Source organism: Streptomyces sp. NPDC001220, assembly GCF_053597895.1.
The window spans coordinates 582,310-605,791 of sequence record NZ_JBSFJE010000004.1 but is presented as its reverse complement, the minus strand read 5'-3'; the positions used below and the strand labels follow the sequence as shown (position 1 = coordinate 605,791).

Below are 23,482 nucleotides of genomic sequence, written 5' to 3'. Positions count from 1 at the left end.
GGCGGGACCTGGAGGTCTTCCTGCAGACCCTGCCCCGCTCCTCGACCGCCGAGCGGATGAACCCCTACACCTCGACGTGGACCGGCACCACCGACGGCGACGGCCCGAAAACCTTCCACCTGGTCCTCCTCGACAACGGCCGCACCGACACCCTCGCCGACACGGTCGGCCGCCAGGCCCTGCGCTGCATCCGCTGCTCCGCCTGCCTCAACGTCTGCCCGGTCTACGAACGGGCCGGCGGACACGCCTACGGCTCGGTCTACCCCGGCCCCATCGGCGCGATCCTCAGCCCCCAACTACGCGGCACAGCCAGCGACATCGACGCCTCACTCCCCTACGCGTCATCGCTGTGCGGGGCCTGCTACGAGGTCTGCCCCGTCGCCATCGACATCCCCGAGGTGCTGGTCCACCTGCGCGAACGCGTCGTGGAGGGCGGCGAGGCGGTCCGGGGCGGCAACAAGGTGCTGCTCAAGCCGGCCAAGGGACATGCGGCCGAACGGGCGGCGATGCGGGCGGCCCGCTGGACGCTCTCGCACCCCACCGCCCTGCGCACCGGCCAACGGCTCGCCTCCCGCAGCCGCCGCCTCCACCCCCGCACACTCCCCGGCCCCGGCAGAGCATGGACCGGAACCCGGGACCTCCCGCCGGTACCCCCGGAACCGTTCCGCGACTGGTGGCAGCGGACCAACGGCGGAAAGGACGGCGCCAAATGAGCAGCAGGGAACGGATCCTGGGCCGGGTACGACGCGCGCTGGCCGACGTGCAGGGCCAGGACCCACCGGTCGAACGGGCGTACCTGCGCGAGCACGGGCAGCGGACCGTCACGCAGACGGTGGAGCTGCTCGCCGAGAACCTCACGGACTACCGGGCGCTCGTGCACCGGTGCGCGGAGGGTGACCTGGCCGCGCTGATCGGCCGGCTGATCGCCGGCCGCGGGGCCGGGACCGTGGTCGTGCCGGCCGGACTGGACCCGGCATGGCTCGCGGCGGCCGACGCCGAGGTGATCCCGGACCGCGCCGAGAGCACACCACACGAACTCGACGAGGTGGGCAGTGTGGTCACCGGGTGTGCGGTGGCGATCGCCGAGACCGGAACCATCGTCCTGGACGGCAGCCCCGACCAGGGCCGCCGCCGCATCACCCTCGTCCCCGACCACCACATCTGCGTCGTCCGGGTACCGGACCAGGTCGTCTCCTCCGTCCCCCAGGCCCTCGAACACCTCGACCCGACACGCCCGTTGACCTGGATCTCCGGACCGTCCGCCACCAGCGACATCGAACTGGACCGAGTCGAAGGCGTGCACGGCCCACGCACCCTGGAGGTAATCCTGGTCAGCGCCGATCCGCCGAACGCCGAGGCCGACTCGTAGTCACCGGACGGCAGTTCGCGTGCTGCGACGCCGTCCGTGAAGGCCGTGTGGCGCACGCCCGGGACCCGGGGCAGCGGCCCGACCTCGTCGGCGGCACCCGGCGGCCGAGGGCACCCGCGCCCTTCGGTCGCTTGCCGGAGCCGTCCCGGCGGGTGACGCCCTCGGTGCTCAGCAGACCCGTTTCGAAGCGCGCGGGGCGCGAGGCGGTGGCGCGGCCGTCCTCGTGCCCGACGGTCACCGTCCACTCGTTGATACGTGTCGACGGGCGGTCCGCAAAGGGCGCGGCTAGCGTGAGGGAATGATCCGGTTCGAGCAGGTCACCAAGCGGTATCCGGACGGTACGACCGCCGTGGACGGCCTCTCCTTCGACGTGGCGGAGGGTGAACTCGTCACCCTCGTGGGCCCGTCCGGCTGCGGCAAGACCACCACGATGATGATGGTCAACCGGCTCATCGAACCGACCTCCGGCCGGATCCTCGTCGACGACGAGGACATCGCCCAGGTCGACCCCGTGCGACTGCGCCGCCGCATCGGCTACGTCATCCAGCAGGTGGGCCTGTTCCCGCACCGCACGGTCCTCGACAACACCGCGACCGTCCCGGCCCTGCTCGGCTGGAAGCGGGCCGCGGCCCGCAAGCGCGCCGCCGAACTGCTCGACCTGGTGGGCCTGGACCCGGGGACGTTCGGTCCGCGCTACCCGGACCAGCTCTCCGGCGGCCAGCGGCAGCGGGTCGGCGTGGCCCGCGCGCTCGCCGCGGATCCCCCTGTGCTGCTGATGGACGAGCCGTTCGGCGCCGTCGATCCCGTGGTGCGGGAGCAGTTGCAGGACGAGTTCCTCAGGATGCAGGCCACCGTGCGCAAGACGGTGCTGCTGGTCACCCATGACATCGAGGAGGCGGTCCGGCTCGGCGACCGGATCGCGGTGTACGGGCAGGGACGCATCGAGCAGTACGACACGCCGGGTGCGGTGCTGGGGACGCCCGCCACGCCGTACGTCGCCGAGTTCGTGGGCGCGGACCGCGGGCTGAAGCGGCTGTCGGTGACCGAGATCCAGCCGGACGACCTGGAGCAGCCGCCGGTCGCCCGCCCGGCCGAGTCCGCCGAGAGCGCCGCGGCGCGGTTGCGGGCGGAGGGCGCCCGCTGGGCGGTGGTCCTGGACCCGCACGGCGACCTGCACGGCTGGGTGGGCCGGGACGAGTTGGCGGCCGGCGGCACCGTCGGAGACCTCGCGCACCGGATGACCGCGTGGGTGCCGGTCGGCGCCCCGCTGAAGCAGGCGTTCGGTGTGATGCTCCAGCACGACGCGGGGTGGGTCGCGGTCCTCGACGGATCGCGGTTCCTCGGTGTCCTGACCCCGGCCAAGCTGCATGAGGCGCTGCGCCGCTCGGTGGACGCGGACGCGCGCGGCGTCTCCCGAGGCCAGGTGCCGTTCGACTCGGTCTCCGACGCCTGACCGGCGGGGCGCCGGCCGGCGTTCGTCAGCTGTACGTCAGCGGGCAGCCGCGGCGCAGTGAGTGCTGTGCGGCCCGCAGGTACAGCGCGACGTAGAAGGCCGTGTCCAGGTCCTTCCCCCAGGGGCCGGGGCGGACGGCGGCGGCTTCCTCGGCCGGGCCTTCCAGGAACCACATCGTCAGATCGAGGTTGTCGCAGGCCGCCGGTATCGCGTCGACGGGAAGCCGGATCGCCGCCGCCAGTCGCTCGGCGAGGGCGAGCACCTCGGGGGCGCCGGCGATCACCGTCTCGTCGGTGTAGGCGGATTCCAGGGGCAGCCGGATCTCCTCGCCGAGGGAGACCGGCACCAGCACCGACCAGCCCAGCAGCAACTCCCCCTCCTGCGGCGACAGCTGCTCCCGGCACAGCGCACCGAACCCGTCCATGGACGGCACCAGCTTCTCCTCGAACGACAAGCCCGCGCCGCGCTCGAACCCGGCCTGCTCGGGCACCGACTCGTACGGCGCGCGCCCGCGCCGCCGCAACTCCTCGTTCAGGGCCGAGGCGACGGCGCCCTTGCCGCCCTCTTCCTCGTCCTCGAACCACTCCTGCGCGGCGACACTCACCAGATAGATCCCCATGCCCCGGAACGTACCGCCCGCCACTGACAACGGGCACCGCACCTCACTTCACCAGGCCCTTGTCCCGCAAGTACGTGCGCGCCACGTCCTGGGCCAGCCGGCGCCAGCTGTCGACCTGCTGGTTCATGGCGGCCAGGTCGGCCGTCGTCAGGACGTCGTTGAGCTTGCCGAGCGCCTTCGTCACGCCCTCGCTGCCCGCCCGCGCGCGGTTCACGACCGGGACGACGTAGTCGGCGTTCTGCAGGTGCCTGTCGTCGGCGAGCAGGACCAGGCCGAACTGGTCGAGGGTCGCGTCCGTGGTCGTGGTCAGCACCATCTGGTCCTGCCCGCTCTGCACGGCCCGCTTGGCCTGGGTGGTCCCGACGCCCTTGGGGTCGACGCCGGTGATGTCGATGCCGTAGACCTTCTTCAGTCCCGGCTCGCAGTACGGCCGTTGCACACATTCGTCACCCGCCGCGAGCCGCACCTTCAGACCCGAGGCGCCCAGGTCGCTGAGCGTCTTCAGGTGGTGCTCCCGGGCGTAGGCGGCGGTGACCGCGAAGGCGTTCTGGTCCACCGCCCGTCCGGGGTCCAGGACCGTGAGACCGCGCGGTGTGGCGAGGCGGCGCAGCGCCTTCATCGTGGCGTCGAGGTCGGGCGAGCCCACGGGCGGTGCGTCGGGGCCGTTGGCCTTGGCGTTGAGCCAGTCGGCGAAGGTGGCCGCGTACTCGGGGACGACGTCGATCTGCCCGGACTCCAGGGCGGGTTCGTAGATCTCCCGGTTGGCGACGGTGATGAGGGAGGTCCGGTAGCCGGCCTGGTTCAGCAGCTGTGCGTACATCTGGGCGAGCAGGTCGCTCTCGGTGAATCCGGCCGAGCCGACGGTCAGCTGCCGGCTGTCGCCCGGGGGTGCGGTGACCTCCCCGCGGTTCTCCAGGGAGGGGCCGTTGGTGCAGGCGGTGAGGGCGAGCAGCAGCACGCCGGGCACCGCCGTACGGGACCTCACCGCGAGCCCCGCACCCAGACCGGGGCGAGCCGCTCGGCGAGCTCGAAGACGCCCTCCACGATCAGCGCGAAGACGGCGACCAGGATCGCCCCGGCGACCACCTGGGGTGTGCTGGCCAGGTTGAATCCGGCGGTGATGATCCGCCCCAGCCCTCCCCCGCCCGCCAGCGCGGCGATGGTCGCCGTGGCCACGAGCTGGACGGCGGCGATCCGCACACCGTTGAGGACCAAGGGGAGCGAAAGGGGCAGTTCCACGTGAAACAGCATTTGGCGCCCGGTCATCCCCATACCGCGCGCCGCCTGCACGATGCTCCGGTCGACCTCCCGCATGCCGACGTAGGCGTTGGTGAGCAGCGGCGGTATCGCGAACAGCACCAGGGCCACCACCGTGGGACCCTCGCCCCACCGGCCGATCGGGGTGAGGAGCAGCAGGACCAGGACGGCGAAGGTGGGGACGGCACGGCCCACGTTGGAGATGTTCACGGCGAGTGCGCCGCCCTTGCCGAGGTGGCCGAGGACCAGGGCGACGGGCAGGGCGACGGCACAGCTGATGACGAGGCAGACGACGGTGAGGACGAGGTGCTGGAGCAGCCGGTGCCCGATGCCGTCGCCGCCCGACCAGTGCGCGGAGTCGGTGAGCCAGTCCCAGGCGTCGGCGAGCGTCGTCATGCGCGGGCCGCCCGCGTCCACGGGGTGAGCAGTCGCTGCACACCGAGCAGCAGCAGGTCGGCGGCGACGGCGATCAGCACGCACAGGACGGAGGCGGTGAGTACCTGGGCCTTGAAGTAGGTGTTCATGCCGGCGTAGATCAGGTTGCCGAGGCCCCCGAAACCGACGATCGCGCCGACGGTGACCAGGGAGACCGCCGAGACGGTGGCGATGCGCAGTCCGGCCATCGCGGCGGGCAGGGCGAGCGGCAGCTCCACGGTGAGCAGCAGGCGGATCGGGCCGTAGCCCATGCCGCGGGCGGCCTGCCGGGTCTCCTCGGGCACGGCGCGCAGGCCCGCGAGGATGTTCCGGACGAGCAGGGTGAGCGAGTAGAGCACCAGACCGGCGACGACGAGGGTGGCCGAGAGGCCGTAGACCGGCAGGAGCAGCGAGAACATCGCCAGGGAGGGGATGGTGTAGAGGATCGTCGTGACGCCGAGGACGGGCGCGGCCGACCAGCGCCAGCGGCGGGCCAGCACGGCCAGGGGGACGGCGATGGCGAGACCGATGAGCACGGAGACCGCGGTGAGCCGGAGATGCTGCCCGACCGCGTCGAGGAGGATCTGGCGGCGGGTACTCAGATAGGCCCCGCAGATCCACTCGTTGCGCGCGAGGCAGTCGTTCGGGGGCGCGGTCACGCGTCCATTGCATCGGGCGGGCGACCCGCCCGGCGCGTTGTACTCACCCGTCCGGGTCGCCGACGGCGGGGAGGACCGGGACGCCCGGGACGCCCGGGACGCCCGAGGCGAGTGCACCAGGCCTTGCGGGGCGCCTCGACCTAGCGCACCACGCCATGCCGGGCTCCCCGACCTAACCCACCAGGCCATGCCATGCTCCCCGCCCTAGCCCACCACGCCATGCCGGGCGGCTGGCCTTGTGCACCACGCATGCCAGGCCCCCGACCTAACCCACCAGGCCATGCCATGCTCCCCGGCCTAGCCCACCAAGCCATGCCGTGCCCGGCTGCAGGCGGCCGGCCTGTGCACCACGGCCTGCCAGGCCCCCCGACCTAACCCACCAGGCCATGCCGGGCGGCCGGCCTAGCGCACCACGCCGTGCCGGGCGGCGGTCGGGTTCGCCGTGGTGGCCCCCCGGCAGGTGGTGCTACGCCATTCCGCCCGCGTCCATCAGCGCCGTCGCCGTTCCCGTGGCCAGGCCGTCGTCCAGCCGCTCGATGTGGGCGCCGGCCCGGGCGCTGGAGCCGTCGAAGACCAGCATCAGCTGCCGGGCGAGGACGGCCGGGTCGGTCGCGCCCCCTTGTTCGGCCTGCTCCCGGAAGAAGCCCTCCATCCGGCCCTTGGCGTCGCGGGCCACCACGCTCGCCGGGTGCTCGGGGTCCTTCAGCTCGACCAGGACGGCGAGGTACGGGCAGCCGTGGTACTCGGGGTTCCCGGAGTTCTTCTCCAGCCGCTCGAAGACGTACCGGATCCGCTCGCGGGGCGTGCCCGTCGCGTCCTCGGCGGGCGTGAGCTGCGCCTCGTACCAGGCCCTGCGGCGCTCCAGGCTGGCGGCCAGCATCTCCTCCTTGCTGTCGAAGAGCTGGTACATCGAGCGCTTCGACACCCCGGCCGACCTGCACAGCGCCTCGACGCCCACGGAGACGCCGTCGCGGTAGAAGAGCTCGGCGGCGGCATCGAGCAGCCGGTCGCGGGGGGACGCCTTGTCGGTGGTGGCCATAGGCCCGAGGTTACCTCTCGGCAGCACATTCGGAAACCGATCGGTATACAGGGTGGCAAGCTCGCTGAACAAGCGCTTAGATAGTGAGGTCAGCTCCTACGCCGCTCAGCCGGAGGCCCCCGTTGTTCACTTCCGTCGACGACGTCTCAGCCCGCCTCGCGGAGACCGGCTATCTCGCCTCCCCCGCCGTCGCCACCACCGTCTTCCTGGCCGACCGGCTCGGCAAACCCCTCCTCGTCGAGGGGCCCGCCGGGGTCGGCAAGACCGAGCTGGCGAAGGCCGTCGCCGAGGTCGCCGGCGCCCGGCTGGTACGGCTGCAGTGCTACGAGGGTGTGGACGAGTCCCGGGCGCTGTACGAGTGGAACCACGCCAAGCAGCTGCTGCGCATCAGCGCCGGCCGGGACGAGACCTGGGACGAGGCCCGTACCGACATCTTCAGCGAGGAGTTCCTGCTCCCCCGGCCGCTGCTCACCGCGATCCGGGGCGACGACCCCAAGGTGCTGCTGATCGACGAGACCGACAAGGCCGACGTCGAGGTGGAGGGCCTGCTCCTCGAGGTGCTCAGCGACTTCCAGGTGACCGTCCCCGAGCTGGGCACGGTCACCGCGACCCGCCGCCCCTTCGTGGTGCTCACCTCGAACGCGAGCCGTGAGCTGTCCGAGGCGCTGCGCCGCCGCTGCCTGTTCCTGCACATCGGGTTCCCGGACGAGGAGCTGGAGCGCCGGATCGTACGGCTGAAGGTGCCGGGGCTCGGCGAGGCGCTCACCGAGTCCGTGGTCCGGGTGGTCGGGGCGCTGCGGGCGATGGACCTGCGCAAGGTGCCGTCGGTGGCCGAGACGATCGACTGGGCGCGCACCCTGCTGGCACTGGGCGCCGACACCCTGGACGAGCAGGTCGTACGGGATTCCCTGGGCGTGATCCTCAAGCACCAGGACGACATCCAGAAGGCGGCCGCCAAGCTGGACCTGGACGCGCTGTGAGCGCAGCGGCACACGCTCCGGCCGACCTCGCCGACCGGCTCACCGGTCTGGTCGGGGCACTGCGGGCGCACGGGGTGCGGGTCGGCACCGGGGAGACCGTGGACGCGGGCCGGGCGGTGGCGGCGCTGGGCCTGGCGGACCGGGAGCTGCTGCGCGAGGGGCTGGCCGCGACCCTGCTGCACGGTACGGACCAACGGGCCGTGTTCGACCAGGTCTTCGACCTCTACTTCCCGCGCGGCGTGGGCGGCCCGGGCGCCGAGCCGGCCGACCGGGACCAGCTGCGGGAGCGGCTCGCGGCCGCGCTGGCCGACGACGACACCGCGCTGCTGCGGCAGTTGGCGGCGCAGGCGGTGGACGGCATGGGCGGGTACGGAAGTCCGTCGGGCTCGGACGGGTGGTCGTCGTACCAGACGCTGGACCGGCTGCGGCCGCAGACGCTGCTGGCGCGGGTGCGGGCGGACGTCCGGGCGCGGGGCACCGACCCGGGGTTCACGGACCGGCTGCTGGACGACGAGATCCGGCGGCGGATCGAGGCGTTCCGGGGGATGGTCGCGGCGGAGGCCCGGCGCCGGGTGGCCGAGCGGCGCGGGCGGGACGAGATCGCCCGGCGGGCGGTGGCGCCGAGCGCCGACCGGGTGGACTTCCTGTTCGCCGGGCGGGATCAACTCGCCGAACTGCGCAGGGCTGTTCAGCCGCTGGCCCGCAAGCTGGCGACCCGGCTGGCCGCGCGCCGCCGCCGCGCCGCGCGGGGCACCATCGACCTGCGCCGCACGCTGCGCGGTTCGCTGTCCACGGGCGGGGTGCCGATGCGGCCGGTGCTGCGCCGGCGCCGGCCGGTCCGGCCCGAACTGGTGCTGCTGTGCGATGTGTCGGGCTCGGTGTCGGGGTTCTCGGACTTCACGATGCTGCTGGTGCAGGCGTTGCACGACCAGTTCAGCAAGGTCCGGGTGTTCGCCTTCGTCAACCGGATCGACGAGGTGACCGGCCTGCTCGAACACGGCCGGGCCGACCCGGAGGGGCTCGGCGCCCGGATCAGCGCCGAGGCGACTCTCACCGGCTGGCACGGCAGCAGCGACTACGGGGTGTCGCTGGGCGAGTTCGCGGAGCGGTACGGCGCCGCGGTCGGCCCGCGCAGCACGGTGTTCGTGCTCGGCGACGCCCGCACCAACAACCTCGACCCGAACCTCGCGGCCGTCCGCCGGATCGCCGGACAGGCGCGCCGCGTCTACTGGCTGAACCCCGAGGCGCGCTCCCTGTGGGGCACCGGCGACTCGGTGGCGCCCGAGTACGCGGAACTGGTGGAGATGCACGAGTGCCGTACGGCCCGCCAGCTCAGCGGGCTGATCGCACGGCTGCTGCCGGTATGACAGACGGGTGCCGTCACCGGCGGACGGTCACGGCACCCGGTTGGTGCAGCCGGCGTCACCGACGCCTCCCCGGCCCACGCGGAGGAGGTCTTCGGTCCGGTGGCCCCGGTGCGCACCTTCCCCGACCTCGACGTGGGGCCGGGTGGACTACGCGCCGGGATGGGAGAGTTCGATGTCGTGGTCGTGGATGTCGGCGCCGGAGACGAGCACTCCGGTGGCGTGCGGCGGGTAGCCGGTCGCGATGACCGTGTACGGGCCGGTGTCCAGGTCGGGGAAGGCGTACCCGCCGTCGTGCCCGGTGGTGGTCGTGGCGACGACGTTGCCGGCGACGTCCACCAGCGTGACCCGCGCGTCGCCCAGCGGGCCTCCGGCGCCGCGTACCGTGCCGCGCACGTGGGCGCCGGGCCGCAGTTCGACCTCCACTCGGGTGACGCCGGTACCGGCGACCTCGACGGGCAGGGCGAGCGGCCGGTGCTTGGGCGAGCTGACGGCCAGGGTCACCGGGCCCGGTACCAGGTCGCCGACCGCGAACTCCCCGAGTCCGTCCGTCTGCTGGGTGGCGAGCACGTCCCCGCGGACGTCGGTGACGACCACCACGGCCCCGGCGACCGGCGCCCCGCTGTCCGCGGCCCGCACCAGTCCGGCCAGACCGCTGCCGCCGCTGAGCAGCACGTCGTACGCGACCGGTTCGCTGCTCACGACCAGGGTGGTGGCCTGCGGCCGGCAGCCGTCGGCGGAGGCTATGAGGACGTACGTGCCCTCGCCGGGCGCCGCCACGGCGTAGCGCCCCTCGGCGTCCGCCTCCGCGCGGCCGAGCTGGCGGCCGCCCAGGGAGATCAGGGTGACGGCCGCCCGGCCGACGCCGGTTCCGTCGGCGCCCCGCACCCGCCCGCGCACCTGGACACCGTCGTCGCTGAGGGAGATGGTCACCGGGGCGCCTTTCGCAGCCACCGGTGACTCAGGCGCCGGTCCGGGCGCCGCCTCGGTCACGACCGCAGGGGCCGCGGCCGGGGCCGGCTTCCGGCGCGGGATGAATGCGGCCACCAGCAGCGCGAGGACCGCCGCGCCGGAGCCGACCGCCATGACCACCTTGAAGCCGTTCTCGGAGGGCACGGTGACACCGCCGAAGACGTTCGTCATCTGGGCCAGGATGACTCCGGCGACGGCGCTGGCGGTCGACGTACCGATGGACCGCATCAGGGTGTTGAGGCTGTTCGCGGCGGCCGTCTCGTGCGGGTCGACGGCGCCCATGATGAGCGCGGGCATCGCGCCGTAGGCGAAGCCGATGCCGGCGCCGACGATGCAGGAGACCAGGACGAGCTGCCAGACGGCGTCCATGAGCACGATGTTGAGCCCGTACCCGGCGGCCACGATCACCGCGCCGCACATCAGGGTGATCTTCGGCCCGAAGTTCTTGGAGACGAGGGCCGACACCGGTGCCGTCGCCATCATCACCAGGCCGGTCGGGGCCATCACCAGGCCCGCGTCGAGCAGCGACTTGCCCAGCCCGTAGCCGGTCGCCTCAGGCAACTGCAGGAGCTGCGGAAGCACCAGGGACATCGCGAACATGGAGAAGCCGAAGGCGATCGAGGCGAGGTTCGTCACCAGGACCTGACGGCGGGCGGTGGTGCGCAGGTCGACCAGCGGTTGCAGGGTGCGCAGTTCGTACCAGCCCCAGGCGAGCAGGATCACCACGGCGGCCCCGAACAGGCCGAGCGTGGTGCCGCTGTCCCAGCCCCAGTCGGCGCCCTTGGAGATGCCGAGGAGCAGGCAGACCAGGCCGGCCGCCATGCCGAGGGCGCCGGGCAGGTCGAACCGGCCGCCGGTGCGCACCTTGGACTCCGGCACCAGCAGCATGACCAGCAGGGCGGCGACTACGCCGAGCACGGCCGAGGTCCAGAACAGCATGTGCCAGTCGAAGTGGTCGGCGATCAGCGCGGCCGCGGGCAGGCCGAGCGCGCCGCCGACGCCGAGGGAGGCGCTCATCAGCGCGGTCGCGGAGCCGAGCCGTTCGGCGGGGAGTTCGTCGCGCATGATGCTGATGCCGAGCGGGATCACGCCCGAGGCCAGGCCCTGCAGCGCGCGGCCGACGATCATCGGTACGAGGGTGTCGCTGAGCGCGGCGGTGACCGATCCGGCGACGAGCATCACCAGGCTGGTCAGCAGCATCAGCCGCTTGCCGTACATGTCGCCGAGCCGCCCCATGACCGGCGTGGCGACGGCGGCCGCGAGCAGGGTGGCGGTGACGGCCCAGACCGCGTCGGACGCCGACGCGTCGAGCAGCTTCGGCAGCTCGGGCACGATGGGGATCACGAGGGTCTGCATCAGCGAGACCACGATCCCGCCGAAGGCCAGCACCGCGACGACTACATTGGTCCGCGGCGCGGCGGACTCCCCTGCCTCCATCGGCCGGGGCTGTGCATGGGACATGGTCGAGCCTCCGTAGGGCCACTCGAGTCTGCACGACCCTCCCGAATGTAAGTCACTTGATTTACTTAAGCAAGCATAGCCGGGTTCCGTGCGACGGGGGTGAAGGCCGCTCAGCTGGACTCGCGCACCACCAGCCGGCACGGCACCGTGTGCACCCCGGGCGCCGGTTCGGCGTCGATGGCCCGGAGCAGCCGCAGCGCGGCGATCCGCCCGATCCCGGCCAGGTTCATGTCGACGGTGGTGAGCGGCGGACGGCAGGCGAGCGCCATCGTGTCCCAGTTGTCGTAGCCGACGACCGCGATGTCCCCCGGCACGTCCCTGCCGCGCTCGCGCAGCGCGTCCGCCACCCCACGGGCGATCTGGTCGTTGCCGCAGAAGACGGCGTCCGTGTCGGGCGCCGTCCGCAGTACCGCGTCGGCGGCCCGCCGCCCCCAGGCCTCGCTCCACTCCCCGAAGTGCACCCGGCCGGTGGCGAGTTGGAGTCCGGCCCCGGCCAGGTGCCGGACGGCGTGCGCGGCGCGGTCGCGGGCCGCCTGATGGTGCTCGGGCCCGGTGACATGGGCGATCCGGGTACGGCCGGTAGCCAGCAGGTGTTCCACGGCGAGCCGGGCGCCGCCCCGGTCGTCGGTGACGACGGAGGTGTCGGCGGGGTCGGTCGACGGTGAGAGGGCGTAGACGACCGGGATCGCCGGGTCGATGCCGGACAGGGGCGGGCGGGGGTCGGTACGGCGGCCCGTGACGATGATGCCGTCGACCCTCCGGTCGGTGAGGTTGCGCAGATGGTGCTGTTCGCGAATGGCGTCGCCACGGGTGTCGCAGAGCAGCACGGAGATCTTCCCGGCGCCGAGCGCGTCCTCGGCGCCGAGCAGTACGGGGGTACTGAAGCGGCCGATGCCGTCCGTCGTCATCAGCCCGACCGTCCAACTCCTGCCGCTGTGCAGGCTCTGCGCATGCTGATTGGGCCGGAAGCCGAGCGCCTGCACCGCGTCCAGCACCCGTTGCCGGGTCTCCGGGCGCATCCGGCCGGCGCCGTTCAGCGCCTTGGAGGCCGTGCCGACGCTGACGCCGGCGAGCGCGGCGACATCGGCGAGCCGGGCCCGGCCGACGGGCGGAGAGTCTGGCGCAGAGGTCACGGGCAAACCTTTTCCCTGGACGGCTTCTCGGCGGTGCCGCCGGCCTCCCGGCGACAGAGCCGCGCCACATCGTCGCAGTCACCGGAGTGAAGTGCCAGACCCGCCGGGCAAGTTGAAAAATCTGTGCCGGGCGTCTTGACCCCTCCCCTCGGCTGCCCTGTACTTCTCGGCGAGAAAACGGTTGCGCACAGTGGTTCCGCGCCACATCGCGCCCCAAGTCCCGGACGGCGTTCGATATTTCGACTCCGCCGTCGCCCAGGCACTCACTTCCTCCCCACCCCCGGAGAGCCATGCCCCGCACCCGCGCCGCCCGTCCCGCACCCGCCGGCCCCGTCCGTCTCACCCCCGACGCCCGCACCGCGCTGCGCCCGGCGACCGTCGCCATCGACGGCGGCTTCTGGCACGACCGCCGCACCACCAACGCCCGGGTCTCCCTCCCCCAGGGTCCGGACCTGCTGGAGTCCGCCGGCAACCTGCACAACCTGCGCCTGGCGGCCTCCGCGTCGCCGGGCGCCGCGCCCGAGGGCGAGTTCCGGGGCGCGTACCCGTTCGTCGACACGGACGTCTACAAGTGGCTGGAGGCGGCGTCCTGGCAACTCGCCCAGGGGGAGGACACCGCACTGGCCGCCGACGTGGCGCGGATCGTCGCCCTGGTGGCCGCCGCGCAGCAGCCCGACGGCTATCTCAACACCTGGTTCCAGCTGGTCAAGGGCGGCGAGCGGTACCAGGACCTGCGCTGGGGCCACGAGTTGTACTGCGCGGGCCATCTGATCCAGGCGGCCGTGGCCCACCACCGCGCCACCGGTCGCACCGAACTCCTCGACGTGGCACGCAGGTTCGCCGACCATGTCGACTCGGTCTTCGGCCTCCCCGGCAGCGGCAGGCCCATCGACGGCATCGACGGTCACCCGGAGGTCGAGACCGCCCTGGTGGAGCTGTACCGGGAGACCGGCGAGCGCCGCTATCTGGACCTGGCCGGCTACTTCGTGGACCGGCACGGCCATGGTCTGCTCGGAGGCGCGTCCTACTGCCAGGACCGGGTCCCGCTGCGCGAGGCCACGAACGTCGAGGGCCATGCCGTACGGCAGTTGTACCTGCTGGCGGCCGCCGCGGACCTGGCGGCGGAGACCGGGGACGCCGAACTGCGGGCGGCCGGTGAGCGGTTGTGGCACGCCATGACGACCACCAAGACGCATCTCACCGGTGGCCTCGGCGCCCACCACGACAAGGAGGATTTCGGCGACCCCTACGAACTCCCCAACGAGCGGGCCTACTGCGAGACCTGTGCCGCGATCGCCTCGGTGCAGTGGAGCTGGCGGCTGGCCCTCCTCACCGGCGAGGCCCGCTACTCCGACCTGATCGAGCGCACCCTGTTCAACGGCTTCCTGGCCGGGGTCTCGCTGGACGGCGAGCGGTGGCTGTACGTCAACCCGCTCCAGGTGCGCGACGGGCACACCGACACCGGCGGCGACCAGTCGGCCCGCCGCACCCGCTGGTTCCGCTGCGCCTGCTGCCCGCCCAACGTGATGCGACTGCTGGCCGGGCTGACGCACTACCTGGCGTCGAGCGACGAACAGGGCCTGCAGATCCACCAGTTCGTGACCGGCGCGTACGAGAACGACCGGGTCCGGGTCCGCGCGGAGACGGACTACCCCTGGCACGGCACGATCGGGTTCACCGTCGAGGAGACCCCGGCCGACGCCCCCTGGACGCTGTCCCTGCGCATCCCGCAGTGGTGCCGGGACTTCCGGGTGCGGTGCGGCACGCAGACGTACGACCGGTCCGACGCCCCGGTGGACCAGGGCTGGTTGCGGCTGACGCGCACCTGGCGACCGGGCGACCGGGTACACCTCGAACTCGTCCTCGAACCCCGGCTCACCGCGGCCGACCCGCGCGTGGACGCCGTACGCGGCTGTGTGGCGATCGAGCGGGGGCCGCTCGTGTACTGCCTTGAGCAGGCCGACCATCCGGGCGGCGGCCTGGACGACATCGTCCTGGACCCGTCCCGGCCGCCGGCCGTGAAGCACCGACCGGACCTGCTCGGCGGTGTCGCCACCGTGGTGGCCGCCGGACACCGGCGGCGGACCCCCCACCGGGGCTGGTGGCCTTACCGCACCGCGGACCACTCCGGTCCCGAACCCGACGGCGAGCCGATCGAGTTGACCGCGATCCCGTACCACGTCTGGGCCAACCGCGAGGACGGCAGCATGCGCGTCTGGCTCCCCACCTCCTGAGACACCCCGTCCTACGACAACGAGGTCACCCCGTGATACCCACCCGCCGTACCGTCATGGTCACCGCCGTCGCCCTCGGCACCCTCGCCTCCCTCACCGCCTGCGGTGGCGGTTCCGGCTCCTCGGGATCGTCCTCCCCGGCCGGCGGCACGTACACCTTCTGGGACCCGTATCCGCAGTTCGACTCCTCCTCGGAGTGGGGCAAGCGGGTCACCGCGTGCGGCACCGCGGCCGGGGTGAAGCTCAAGCGGACCGCGTACGACACCACCGACCTGGGCAACAAGGCGCTGCTGGCCGCCCAGCAGGGCAACGCGCCGGACGTGATGCTGGTCGACAACCCGGTCGTCTCCACGCTGGTGGAGGCGGGGATCCTCAACAAGACCGGCGACCTGGGTCTGGACACCTCGTCGATCCAGAAGAACATCATCGGGGCCGGCACGATCGACAACGCCTCCTACGGCGTGCCGATCGGCGCCAACACCCTCGCGCTCTACTACAACAAGAAGATCCTCTCCGCCGCCGGTGTCGACCCGGCCTCGGTCAAGGACTGGACGTCGCTCACGGCCGCGCTGAAGAAGGTGAAGGCGGCCGGCAGGAAGGGGATCACCTTCTCGGCGATCAACACGGAGGAGGGCAGCTTCCAGTTCCTGCCCTGGTTCTGGGGCGCGGGCGGCGACCTCACCGAACTCGGCTCGGCCAAGGGAGTGGCCGCACTGGCGCTGTGGAAGCAGTGGGTGGACGCGGGGTACGCGCCGAAGGACGTGCTGCAGAACACCCAGACCACCAGCTGGCAGGAGTTCGCCACCGGGGAGTACGCGTTCAGCGAGAACGGCACCTGGCAGCTCGGCAACGCCGACAAGGCCGGCTTCCCGTACGGGGTCATCAGCATCCCCGGCCGGAACGGCGGTTCGGCGCCGGTGCCGACCGGCGGCGAGTTCGTGACCGTGCCCGTACAGCAGGACACCTCGCGCTACGCCACCACCAAGAAGATCGTCACCTGCCTGACCAGCGACTCCAGCCTGCTGGCCACCGACACCACGCTCATGTACGTGGCGCCCACCTCCGCCGTACAGGCCGAACAGGTCAAGAAGAACCCGGAGTTGAAGCCCTGGGTAGCGGCGGTCGCGGCGGCGTGACACCGCTGCTCGCCTACCTCTGCGCCTTCTACGTCTATCCGCTCTGCCGCAACCTCGATCTGAGCCTGCGCGACTACACCGTCCGGTCCTTCGTGGCGGGCGACGCACCCTTCTCCGGCTGGGACAACTTCCGGAAGGTGCTGGACGATCCGACGTTCGGACCCGCGATGCGGCACACGATGGTCTTCACCCTCGTGTCGATCGTCTTCCAGTACGCGGCCGGGCTCGCCCTCGCGGTCTTCTTCAACCGGCACTTCAGGCTGTCGACCGTACTGCGGGCGCTGTTCCTGATCCCCTGGCTGCTGCCGCTGATCGTGTCGGCGTCGACGTGGTCGTGGATGTTCAACAGCGAGTCGGGAGTGGTGAACTACTTCCTGCACTTCTTCGGCGTGGCCCCCGTCGGCTGGCTGACCTCGCCGGACTGGGCGCTGGCCTCGGTGATCGTCGCCAACATCTGGATCGGCATCCCCTTCAACCTGGTCATCCTGCACAGCGGCCTGCAGAACATCCCCGGCGAGCTGTACGAGGCGGCGGCGCTGGACGGGGCGGGCGGCTGGCAGCAGTTCCGCCGGATCACCTTCCCGCTGCTGCGCCCGGTGTCGGCGATCACGCTGCTGCTCGGGCTCGTCTACACGCTCAAGGTGTTCGACCTGATCTGGATCATGACCAAGGGCGGTCCGGGCGACGCCTCCTCCACCCTGGCCACCTGGTCGTACCAGCTCGGCTTCGGCACCCTGCTGCCCAGGTTCGGTCCCGGTGCGGCCGTCGGCGACATCCTGATCCTCATCGCCCTGGCCTTCGGCCTGCTGTACATCCGCGTACAGAGGAGGCAGGAGGCATGAAGTCCCGTGCGAAAAACCGCTGTTACACCGTCCTCGGACTGCTCCTCACCGCGCTGATGCTGTTCCCGGTGTACTGGATGGTCAACGTCTCCCTCACTCCGCAGCGGGACATGCGCAAGAGCCCGCCGGACCTGCTCCCGCTGCACCCCACCTTCGAGGGCTACCGGGCCGTCCTGGACGACCAGTTGCCCTACCTCGGCACCAGCCTGCTCATCGGCCTCGGCACGGTCGCCCTCACCCTCGCCCTCGCCGCCCCGGCCGGCTACGCACTGGCGAAGCTGCGCCCGCGCGGCGCCGGCGCCCTGGGCCTGGCCCTTCTCGTCGCGCAGATGGTCCCCGGGATCGTCATGGCGATGGGCTTCTACGGCGTCTTCCTGGACCTCGGACTGCTCAACTCCTGGTGGGGCCTGATCGTCGCGGACTCCACGATCGCCGTCCCGTTCGGCGTCATGATCTTCACGGCGTTCATGTCGGGTATCCCCGGCGAGCTGATCTCGGCCGCCCGGATCGACGGCGCCGGCACCTGGCGCACCTTCCGGTCGGTCGTCCTCCCGCTGAGCCGCAACGCGATCGTCACCGTCTCGCTGTTCGGCTTCCTGTGGGCCTGGTCCGACTTCGTCTTCGCCAACACGCTGGACGGCGGCGGACGTTGGAAGCCGATCACGCTCGGCATCTACAAGTACATCGGCAACAACAACCAGGAGTGGAACGCGATCATGGCCACCGCCGTGGTCGCCTCGGTCCCCGCGGCCGTCCTCCTGGTCCTCGCCCAGCGCTATGTGGCCGCAGGCGTGACCGCGGGCGCGGTGAAGGACTGAGCACTTCGACTTCCCCACTCTTCGAGGAGATCCATGCCATGAGCCGCATCCCCCTCAGAGCCGCCCTCGGTGCCGTGGTGCTGACCGCCACCCTCTGCACCGCCGCTCCCGCCCAGTCCGCCCCCACCTCCGCCACCACCCTGGTGGTGAGCGCGAACCAGACCCTGCGCCCGGTCACGCACGTGGCCTCGGGCAGCCTGTACGGCCTGGACACCGCGAGCGTGCCGGCCGACACCCTGGTCGAGCCGCTCAGGCCCCACACCTTCGTGCAGATGGCGCCCGGCGGCAGCCAGCTGCCCAACGGCGAGCCCAGCCCCGGCGGTGACGCCCTGGTGGTCGCCCCCGAGGCGGCGAAGGCCGGTGCCAAGGTCGTCGTACGCATGCCGGACTGGTATCCGAACTTCCCCTACAAGTGGGTGAGCTGGAGCGACTGGCTGTCGGCCGTGGACAGGCAGGTCGCGTCTGTGAAGTCTTCCGGCGCCACCAATGTCGCCGCCTACGAGCTGTGGAACGAACCGGACTGGACCTGGGACACCTCGGCGGCCGGCAGCTTCGACTCCGGGTGGGCGACGACGTACAAGGAGGTCCGCGCCAAGGACTCCAGCACCCCGGTCCAGGGCCCGAGTTACTCGGCGTGGAACCAGAGCTGGATGAGTACGTTCCTCACCGACGCCAAGGCGAGCGGCACCGTCCCCGACATCATCGCCTGGCACGAGCTGCAGGGCTCGCAGAACATCGCCGCCCATGTCGCCGCCTATCGCGCCCTGGAGACCGGCCTCGGCATCAGCCCCCGCCCGATCGCCATCGAGGAGTACGGCACCACGAGCGAGGTCGGCGTCCCCGGACCGCTCGCGAGCTACGTCGCCAAGTTCGAGCGGTCCGGTGTGCACGACGCCGAACTCGCCTTCTGGAACCACTACGGCACCCTCGGCGACACCCTCACCGACACCGGCGGCTCACCGAACGGGGCGTACTGGCTGTTCAAGTGGTACGGCGACATGTCCGGGAACATGCTCGTCACCACGCCCCCGGCGCAGACGGGCATCGACGGCTTCGCCTCCCGCAACGGCGCGGGCAACCAGATCAGCGTGGTCGCCGGCGGCTGCACCGGTTCGTGCGCCGTCACCGTCAACGGGCTGTCGTCGTTGCCGGCCTTCGGCAGCACCGTGCACGTGAAGCTGGAGTACACCCCGTCCAAGGGCCGTACGACCGCCGTGTCCGGACCGATCACGGTCTCGGACACCGACTACCCGGTCAGCGGCGGCTCGATCACCGTGCCGGTGACCATGAACGCCTCCGACGGCTACCACCTGACCGTCACCCCGAGCGGCACCGCCACCTCGCTGGCCGGGCGCTACCGGATCACCAACCGGAACAGCGGCCTCGCGCTGGACACCAGCGGCGCGGGCACCGCCCAGGGCACCGCGGTCGTCCAGGCCTCCGCGACCACGGGCACCGACCAGAACTGGACCCTGGTGACCGCCGGCAGCGGCCTCTACAAGATCCAGCAGCAGGCGAGCGGACTGCTTCTCGGCATCACCAACGCGGGCACCGGTGCCGGCGGCACCGCACTGATCTGGGGCGACAACGGCACCGCCGACCACCTCTGGCAGCTGATCCCGTCCGGCGACGGCTACTACAAGATCGCCAACTACAACAGCGGGCTGCTGCTCGGGGTGACCGACATGAGCACCTCGTCCGGCGCCCAGGTCCTCCAGTGGGACGACAACGGCACCACCGACCACCTGTGGAAGCTGACAGCCCACTGACGTACGCGCCTCTGAACCACCGCGCACCGGGGGGGGGAAGCGGGGCCTGGAGCCCGTGGGCCCGACGGTCCGGCCCGCGGCCGAGCCGGACGGGCGCCCGTTCCGGCCTCCGCAGCTCCCGGCAGCCGGCGGAGGCGGCGCGCCCGGCGCGGCCGCCTCGCTCCGGTCGGCGGTGCCGTCGCCCTGGGCCCTGGGCTACGGCGGGGAGGGCGGCCGGAAGTAGGACATCCGCAGCTCCGCGCCGGACGCCAGTGGCAGACGTACCGCCCGGTCTTCGGCAACCTGAGGGACGGGTTCCGCACGCCCGGCCGACCGCTCGGCAACCGGGACGTTCGGCCGCTAGGTTGGGTGGCATGAGCAACCTTGACCGTGCGCCCGTCCCGAGCGTGTGCGGTGGCCGCGGATTCGTCGTCGCCGAACCCGTCCGCGAGCTGCTGAGCCCCCGCCACGTGCAACTCGGCGAGTCGACCGAGGTGCGCCGGCTGCTGCCGAACCTCGGCCGCCGCATGATCGGCGCCTGGGCTTTCGTCGACCACTACGGCCCCGACGACATCGCCGACGAGCCCGGGATGCAGGTCCCGCCGCACCCGCACATCGGGCTGCAGACGGTCAGCTGGCTGCACCAGGGCGAGGTGCTGCACCGCGACTCGACCGGCAGCCTGCAGACGATCCGTCCGCGTGAACTCGGGCTGATGACCTCGGGCCGGGCGATCAGCCACTCGGAGGAGAGCCCCAGGCCGCACGCCCGGTACCTGCACGGCGCCCAACTGTGGGTCGCGCTGCCGGACTCCCACCGGTACGTCGAACCGAAGTTCGAGCACCACCCCGACCTGCCGACGGTCACCGCGCCTGGCCTCACCGCGACGGTCATCCTCGGCTCCCTCGACGGCGCGGCCTCGCCCGGTACGACGTTCACCCCGATCGTCGGGGCCGACCTGGCGCTGACGCGGGGGGCGGACCTGCACCTGCCCCTGGCGTCCGACTTCGAGTACGGCGTGCTGGCGATGTCCGGCGAGGTGCGTGTCGACGGCGTCCCGGTGGTCCCGGGCTCGATGCTCTACCTCGGCTGCGGCCGCACCGAACTGCCGCTGCGCGCCGAGTCGGACGCGGAGATCATGCTCCTGGGCGGCGAGCCGTTCGAGGAGGAGCTCATCATGTGGTGGAACTTCGTCGGGCGTACCCAGGAGGACATCAAGCAGGCCCGGGAGGACTGGATGAGCGGGTCGCGATTTGGGGAAGTGAAGGGCTATGACGGAGCTCCCCTACCTGCCCCCGAATTGCCGCCGACACCACTGAAACCACGGGGTCGAGTACGCTGAGCCGGCATTTCACAGACCATCGTGCACAGTACCGGGCGAGGTGAAACACACCCCGCCCGGTTCGCAATCCAGTCGGAGCAAACTCCCCGCCACAGGCTCGTTCCACCGCACCTCGCAGTGCAGGCTTCGCCAGCCGTACTCAGCTTTGATCGGACTGATGCTGACCCCGCGCTGACTTCACAGGGCCTGTCCGGCGGATCAAGTAGCCGCCTCGCGTGGATCATTGTGTTGGTCGTGGGGCGGGGCGATCTTACGAACGACGAGTGGGTACAACTGGCATCACAGCTACCGAAGACCGGCTCCGCGGCGGACGTTGGACTGATCACCGGATGGTGATCAACGGGAGGGTGATGGAGCCTGCCGAGAGTGGCCCGGTCCAGGTGGCCTGCGGGGGAGGAACCGGGGCCCGGCGTGTTCTCTATCTGATGGTTTTGAGCTGGGGAACGAGCTCCGGCCACGGTCCGTAGTCCGTGTAGGCACTGCCGCAGCGGTGCAGCGAGAGTTCCTTCGCGGTGACGTCGATACGTCCGCCGTTGGCCTCGAGGTGCTGGAGCATCCGGCGTGACTCGTCCACGGTGTCGGGGTAGGTCAGGTGCCAGTCGCCGGACGAGTACGCCTGTTCCCGCTGGATGAGCCGGGCCAACACCGAGTCGTTCCATTTGAAATGGTGGACCTGGGGGAAAGCCTCCTCGGCGGGCATGAGCCGCCCAGTCTCGGCCCCGTGCTGTCCGAGGTGCAGTCGTACGTCGCCACGGGCCAGGGTCACCTTGGACGATCCGGCTCCCGGCAGGCGCAGCGTCACAAGTCCGGCGAGCGGGTACTGTGCCCAGATGGATTCGTGGGGGTTCAACGTCGGCAGACTGCCGTCGGCGGCCACCCGGTCCAGCAGGGCACCCTTGACGTAGTCGTATCCGCCGGCTTCGCACGCGGCGATGACATCGGTGAGCGGTCGGTCGTAGACATGGAATTCGTCAAGGTCTGCGACGACCCACCAGTCCTTGGGATGCCTCCGCATCTGCGCCCGGATCAGATATCCGTTGAGGTCCTCGTCCCAAGGCCCCTGGTGCACTGCGGCGAAGGAGATGCCGTGCCGCGCGACCACGTCCTGGGAGCGCTGGAAGTCAGGGTCGTCGAATGACTCGATGTGCCGCGCGATGTGGAAGGACTCGACACCAAGGGCGCGATAGTGCGTGATCGCGGCATCCAGCAGGCCGGTGTCAGCGCCGACGACGGATACGAAACGGATCGTCACGTCAGATCTCTCTCGTCTTCATCTGGGCAGTTCGGTAATCCCTCGACGGGGAAGAAGGGGCCGAGGGAGAGGGGAGGGGCGGGCAGGAACGGGAAGCAGACAGGCCCCCGAATGCTGCCCGCGCGCTAAGTCGCTGCCTCCTGCGAGCTCGCCGGGCTACCGTCACCCGCGCCTTGCAAAGCCATCCGGAAGAGGAGGAGCACGGCGGCGAGCGCGCAGAGACCGGCACAGATCCAGAAGACGCTGCGGTAACCCGTCTGCGCGGCGACCACACCGGTGATAGCTCCGGCCAGCAGCTGGGCAGCCGGGAAGGTGGACGAGTAGAGCGCGGACACCGTGCCGGTTCCGCCGGGCACCTCCTGTTGCACCACCACCATAGGGATACTCGTGATCACCGCGATCCACATGGCGTTCGGCAGCTGGAGGGCGATCAATACGGGAGCCGAGCCCGCCATCGGCAACAGGCAGAAGAAAATGATGGCGAGGACCACGGCGGCGGCCACGACCCGTACCTTCCCGACGCGGTCGGCCAGGCGGCCCACCGTGATCATCAGCGGAATCTCCAGCGCCGCGCAGGATCCAGCCATCAGGCCGACCAAAGAGGCCGACAGGTGCAGATCCTTGGTGACGTACAGAGCGATGGCGATGAGGTACATCTGGTTCGCCACGTTGACCGCCGTGACCGAGCCGAGCAGGAGCCAGGAGCGGGGCGGCACAGTCGTAAGAAGGCGGCGCAAGGCCGAACGACGGCCCTCGGCCTTGTCCTTGGGTTCCGGCCGGGGCGGCGATGGCAGGGCCGGCAGGAACCAGCGGCCGAGGACCACGGTCAGCAGAAGCAGGGCCGCGGCAACCGCGTACATGCGGCCGAACCCCGCGCGGGTCAGCAGGAAGAGGCCGACCGGCGGACCGACCACCCATCCGGCGGAGAAGATCGACCGCACCGCGGAACTGAACGGGGTCACCTCTCTGCCGGTCGCGTCGGCGAAGTCCTTGACGTACGCGAACAACTGGGAAATGTATGCCTCGTTGAGGCCGAGGAGCACGGCCCCGGTGGCGAACACCACCGCGTAGTCACGGGCACCCGTGAAGATCAGTGCGCCAGCGACTCCTGCCAGCGCGGTCGAGGCAAGGGCAATCCTTCTGTCGGACAGCCGGTCGGACAACCAGCCCATGCCCAGATTGATGCCGATTCCGACGACGGCACAGCCGGTGAAGTACAAGCCGATGAGCCCCGGTCCCGCACCCACGGCGTCCGCGAGGAACAGGCTGAGCGTGGTACCGAAGACTGACATCGCGAGGGCATAGCATCCGGCGGCGATCCCCAGGGACGTCGCCGTCCTGGTGGATCGGCGCGCCCGAGCAGCACCCTTCGCGGCCCCGGTGCTGGTGGGA

General features: G+C 71.3%; 20 protein-coding genes. 11 read left to right on the top strand and 9 right to left on the bottom strand.

Annotated features, from left to right (window positions below; genetic code table 11):
* The 3 genes from ACWDGI_RS13425 to ACWDGI_RS13415 form a co-directional block, all read left to right on the top strand.
* On the top strand, window positions 1-713 hold a 713-nt coding region (locus ACWDGI_RS13425), incomplete at its 5' end, for a lactate utilisation protein LutB domain-containing protein (protein ID WP_450758451.1).
* Window positions 710-1,369, top strand: coding sequence for a LutC/YkgG family protein (locus ACWDGI_RS13420; protein WP_450758450.1), 660 nt, complete (start codon window positions 710-712; stop codon window positions 1,367-1,369). The genes ACWDGI_RS13425 and ACWDGI_RS13420, both read left to right, overlap by 4 nt.
* A 298-nt stretch (window positions 1,370-1,667) precedes the next feature.
* The gene (locus ACWDGI_RS13415; protein ID WP_450758448.1) at window positions 1,668-2,822 is read left to right on the top strand and encodes an ABC transporter ATP-binding protein; all 1,155 of its coding nucleotides are present in this window, start codon (window positions 1,668-1,670) and stop codon (window positions 2,820-2,822) included.
* A 25-nt stretch (window positions 2,823-2,847) separates the two neighbouring features.
* Here ACWDGI_RS13415 and ACWDGI_RS13410 read toward each other — a convergent pair whose 3' ends face one another.
* The 5 genes from ACWDGI_RS13410 to ACWDGI_RS13390 all read right to left on the bottom strand — a co-directional run bounded on the left by ACWDGI_RS13410 (window position 2,848) and on the right by ACWDGI_RS13390 (window position 6,810).
* Complete coding sequence (locus ACWDGI_RS13410; RefSeq protein WP_450758446.1) at window positions 2,848-3,441, bottom strand: hypothetical protein; 594 nt, start codon at window positions 3,439-3,441, stop codon at window positions 2,848-2,850.
* Between the two features lie 43 nt (window positions 3,442-3,484).
* The gene (locus ACWDGI_RS13405; RefSeq protein WP_450758444.1) at window positions 3,485-4,426 is read right to left on the bottom strand and encodes an ABC transporter substrate-binding protein; all 942 of its coding nucleotides are present in this window, start codon (window positions 4,424-4,426) and stop codon (window positions 3,485-3,487) included.
* The gene (locus ACWDGI_RS13400; protein ID WP_450758442.1) at window positions 4,423-5,094 is read right to left on the bottom strand and encodes an ABC transporter permease; all 672 of its coding nucleotides are present in this window, start codon (window positions 5,092-5,094) and stop codon (window positions 4,423-4,425) included. The genes ACWDGI_RS13405 and ACWDGI_RS13400 overlap by 4 nt, the downstream gene beginning before the upstream one ends.
* The gene (locus tag ACWDGI_RS13395) at window positions 5,091-5,771 is read right to left on the bottom strand and encodes an ABC transporter permease (RefSeq protein WP_450758440.1); all 681 of its coding nucleotides are present in this window, start codon (window positions 5,769-5,771) and stop codon (window positions 5,091-5,093) included. Before ACWDGI_RS13395 ends, ACWDGI_RS13400 begins: the two co-directional genes overlap by 4 nt.
* Window positions 5,772-6,237: 466 nt before the next feature.
* On the bottom strand, window positions 6,238-6,810 hold the full coding sequence (locus ACWDGI_RS13390) for a TetR/AcrR family transcriptional regulator (RefSeq protein WP_450758438.1): 573 nt from the start codon (window positions 6,808-6,810) through the stop codon (window positions 6,238-6,240).
* A 122-nt stretch (window positions 6,811-6,932) separates the two neighbouring features.
* Here ACWDGI_RS13390 and ACWDGI_RS13385 point away from each other — a divergent pair, with 122 nt between their 5' ends.
* Both ACWDGI_RS13385 and ACWDGI_RS13380 read left to right on the top strand, forming a co-directional pair.
* Window positions 6,933-7,790 (top strand): AAA family ATPase, encoded by an 858-nt coding sequence (locus ACWDGI_RS13385; RefSeq protein WP_351747790.1) that lies wholly within the window; start codon window positions 6,933-6,935, stop codon window positions 7,788-7,790.
* Window positions 7,787-9,157: a vWA domain-containing protein gene (locus tag ACWDGI_RS13380; RefSeq protein ID WP_450758436.1), complete on the top strand. Its 1,371-nt coding sequence runs from the start codon at window positions 7,787-7,789 to the stop codon at window positions 9,155-9,157. The genes ACWDGI_RS13385 and ACWDGI_RS13380 overlap by 4 nt, the downstream gene beginning before the upstream one ends.
* A gap of 147 nt (window positions 9,158-9,304) precedes the next feature.
* On the opposite strand, the gene ACWDGI_RS13375 is transcribed toward ACWDGI_RS13380, so the two are convergent.
* Together ACWDGI_RS13375 and ACWDGI_RS13370 are read right to left on the bottom strand one after the other, a co-directional pair.
* Window positions 9,305-11,587, bottom strand: a complete 2,283-nt coding sequence (locus ACWDGI_RS13375; protein WP_450758434.1) for an MFS transporter — start codon at window positions 11,585-11,587, stop codon at window positions 9,305-9,307.
* A gap of 110 nt (window positions 11,588-11,697) precedes the next feature.
* Entirely contained in the window at window positions 11,698-12,720 is a 1,023-nt protein-coding gene (locus tag ACWDGI_RS13370; RefSeq protein WP_450758432.1) for a LacI family DNA-binding transcriptional regulator, read from the bottom strand.
* A gap of 290 nt (window positions 12,721-13,010) precedes the next feature.
* On the opposite strand from ACWDGI_RS13370, the gene ACWDGI_RS13365 reads away from it, so the two are divergent.
* The 6 genes from ACWDGI_RS13365 to ACWDGI_RS13340 all read left to right on the top strand — a co-directional run bounded on the left by ACWDGI_RS13365 (window position 13,011) and on the right by ACWDGI_RS13340 (window position 20,838).
* Window positions 13,011-14,954 (top strand): glycoside hydrolase family 127 protein, encoded by a 1,944-nt coding sequence (locus ACWDGI_RS13365; protein ID WP_450758430.1) that lies wholly within the window; start codon window positions 13,011-13,013, stop codon window positions 14,952-14,954.
* A 32-nt stretch (window positions 14,955-14,986) separates the two neighbouring features.
* Window positions 14,987-16,090: a sugar ABC transporter substrate-binding protein gene (locus ACWDGI_RS13360; protein WP_450758428.1), complete on the top strand. Its 1,104-nt coding sequence runs from the start codon at window positions 14,987-14,989 to the stop codon at window positions 16,088-16,090.
* Window positions 16,087-16,932, top strand: coding sequence for a carbohydrate ABC transporter permease (locus ACWDGI_RS13355; RefSeq protein ID WP_450758426.1), 846 nt, complete (start codon window positions 16,087-16,089; stop codon window positions 16,930-16,932). The genes ACWDGI_RS13360 and ACWDGI_RS13355 overlap by 4 nt, the downstream gene beginning before the upstream one ends.
* On the top strand, window positions 16,929-17,750 hold the full coding sequence (locus ACWDGI_RS13350) for a carbohydrate ABC transporter permease (protein WP_450758424.1): 822 nt from the start codon (window positions 16,929-16,931) through the stop codon (window positions 17,748-17,750). Before ACWDGI_RS13355 ends, ACWDGI_RS13350 begins: the two co-directional genes overlap by 4 nt.
* Window positions 17,751-17,788: 38 nt before the next feature.
* Window positions 17,789-19,519, top strand: a complete 1,731-nt coding sequence (locus tag ACWDGI_RS13345; RefSeq protein ID WP_450758422.1) for an RICIN domain-containing protein — start codon at window positions 17,789-17,791, stop codon at window positions 19,517-19,519.
* Window positions 19,520-19,872: 353 nt separating this feature from the next.
* Entirely contained in the window at window positions 19,873-20,838 is a 966-nt protein-coding gene (locus tag ACWDGI_RS13340) for a pirin family protein (RefSeq protein WP_450758420.1), read from the top strand.
* 418 nt (window positions 20,839-21,256) lie between these two features.
* Here the strand turns inward: ACWDGI_RS13340 and ACWDGI_RS13335 are convergent, their stop codons facing one another.
* Together ACWDGI_RS13335 and ACWDGI_RS13330 are read right to left on the bottom strand one after the other, a co-directional pair.
* The gene (locus ACWDGI_RS13335) at window positions 21,257-22,090 is read right to left on the bottom strand and encodes a glycosyltransferase family 2 protein (RefSeq protein ID WP_450758418.1); all 834 of its coding nucleotides are present in this window, start codon (window positions 22,088-22,090) and stop codon (window positions 21,257-21,259) included.
* Window positions 22,091-22,215: 125 nt separating this feature from the next.
* Window positions 22,216-23,409 carry a sugar efflux transporter gene (locus ACWDGI_RS13330; RefSeq protein WP_450758509.1) on the bottom strand — a complete coding sequence of 398 codons (1,194 nt, stop codon included), beginning with the start codon at window positions 23,407-23,409 and terminating at the stop codon, window positions 22,216-22,218.
* Between the last annotated feature and the right edge of the window lie 73 nt (window positions 23,410-23,482).